A 1,773-nucleotide genomic window follows, 5' to 3' on the forward strand; every position below is an offset into this window, starting at 1 on the left:
ACCAGCTCACAAGCTTACGAAACAAACCTTCATGAGAGAGATCAGATACATTGCTGTCTTTTTCTAAACGTTCATCATCATGCATCATTCTGCCATCCATGAGGTACTCTCATATTCCATTCTGCCGCTATAAGCTGGTCGCTTTTGTATTTCTTTTGGTGGTTTGTATGAAATACACATCAGTCCAAAGGCATCTGCCCCATGACTGGACCAATCATGCTCTGCTCCCAAGCCAATATTACGCTTCTCATCCCATTTCTCGTGATACCAGTTCAGTGCCTTACGTCCTGCTACTGTCGTCTTCTCATTAAACCAAACAGAAGGCAAAACACGACGGACTGTTTCTATACGTATCTTAACAGCCCCTGCTCCCTGATTAGGGATAACTTTTGTTTGAAAGCCTGCCTGTTTAAGAGCGCTCTCAAAACTCACATTGTGCACACGGTCTCTGGTCGCACCGTCATGGGGGAGAACCATCAATGCCTTCTCATAACCATTTTGACGCAACCAACCGATATGTTCCGATAACGGCTGTCCCTGTGCTTCGTAATAATTAAGCACTCTGATCTCTCTACCAACAAATTGCGCTATCCATATCGCCGTGGCATCTGCCTTGGCGCCTGTCCCCCCAATATCCCAAAAGGCGCGTATCTGCATTAAAGGATCACGAGCAACACGCCCTATCCGCCCCTCTTGCTCGGCTGCCAACATTTCCTTTTGATAATAAGCGCCTTGAACCGCTGTAAGATAAGCCCCTTCCCAGATATGCTTATAGGTCTCTGGGCGGTTTCTCAGATCATCAAGCCGCGCTTCATTCAAGATCTTGGGAAACTTCGGATTGTCTGACCAGTTAATCTCCACACGCTTGATTGCCTCATTGTCTGAAAAGCGAAACCGCTTCTCAACGGGGGCATTCTCTCGCAACGGGTTCCATGTCACCCATAATTCTGCCCGCCATCCCTCTCCTTCTTCTCGCAAAGTCGGTATAAGCGTTTGCCAAGCCGTCTCTGTTACCGGCTCTGCTTCATCAACCCAACAAAGCAAAATGCGCCCCATCGATTTAATGCTCGCAATATTACGGTCAAGACCAGAAAACTGAAAGGCTACGCGACCATCTATCGACTTAATCGAAGATTCCCCAACCTTGTAATAGTCCTTTAAAAAGTCGTGCGCTTCAATGGCGCGCTTAATCTCCTCCAATGAACTTTCTGCTAGCGAGTTCTGAAACTGACGTGCACAAAGAATGGTCCCCGATATCCCCTGCATACCAAATTGATAGCCTTTTAAAGCAGCCATCAATGCAAATGATCTTGTCTTTCCAGACCCTCGTCCACCCCAAGCCGCCCGTACCAAAGCGTCCCCTGCAAAAATAGGAATGAGTTTTGGTACAATACTAATCTGTCGTGTTGTCATTGACCAAAGGCGCGATTTCTACACGCGTTATCACCTTAATGGCTCCCCCATCTTCACCTGTTACCTGTAAAGGCAACACCTTACCAAGCAACGCTAAATAAGCAGCGGGGCATTCCATAGCCTGTTTTTCCAAATAAGAAATCAAACCATCCTTGCCAATTTTATTCCCAGCATTCTCAGCAGCCTTAACCACTGCTTCTTTTAAAATGCGCGTCATCTTATTCGGAACGCCTTTGACACGCCCTTGACCTGCCTTTGGGGGTATACGCTTTTTAATGGGTTGTGGAGCCTGCTGTGTATTTTCTGATGTCATAAAATACGCCCTCCAGATAATAAAAAACCCCGCATTTGCGGGGATTC

The 1,773-nt window shown here is 46.8% G+C and carries 2 protein-coding genes; both read right to left on the reverse strand.

Annotated elements, in window-relative coordinates; all coding sequences use genetic code 11:
- Positions 1–84: 84 nt before the first annotated feature.
- On the reverse strand, positions 85–1,413 hold the full coding sequence (locus ACFIQE_RS10065) for a PBSX family phage terminase large subunit (protein ID WP_375707667.1): 1,329 nt from the start codon (positions 1,411–1,413) through the stop codon (positions 85–87).
- Complete coding sequence (locus ACFIQE_RS10070) at positions 1,394–1,726, reverse strand: hypothetical protein (protein WP_273791598.1); 333 nt, start codon at positions 1,724–1,726, stop codon at positions 1,394–1,396. Before ACFIQE_RS10070 ends, ACFIQE_RS10065 begins: the two co-directional genes overlap by 20 nt.
- Between the last annotated feature and the right edge of the window lie 47 nt (positions 1,727–1,773).

The sequence above is a fragment of the Bartonella sp. AA1HLJMS genome, from assembly GCF_042197445.1.
Taxonomy (GTDB): domain Bacteria; phylum Pseudomonadota; class Alphaproteobacteria; order Rhizobiales; family Rhizobiaceae; genus Bartonella.

Coding starts and splice junctions, on each gene's coding strand:
- ACFIQE_RS10065 (WP_375707667.1), bottom strand. CDS start 1,413: ATGACAACACGACAGATTAGTATTGTACCAAAACTCATTCCTATTTTT.
- ACFIQE_RS10070 (WP_273791598.1), bottom strand. CDS start 1,726: ATGACATCAGAAAATACACAGCAGGCTCCACAACCCATTAAAAAGCGT.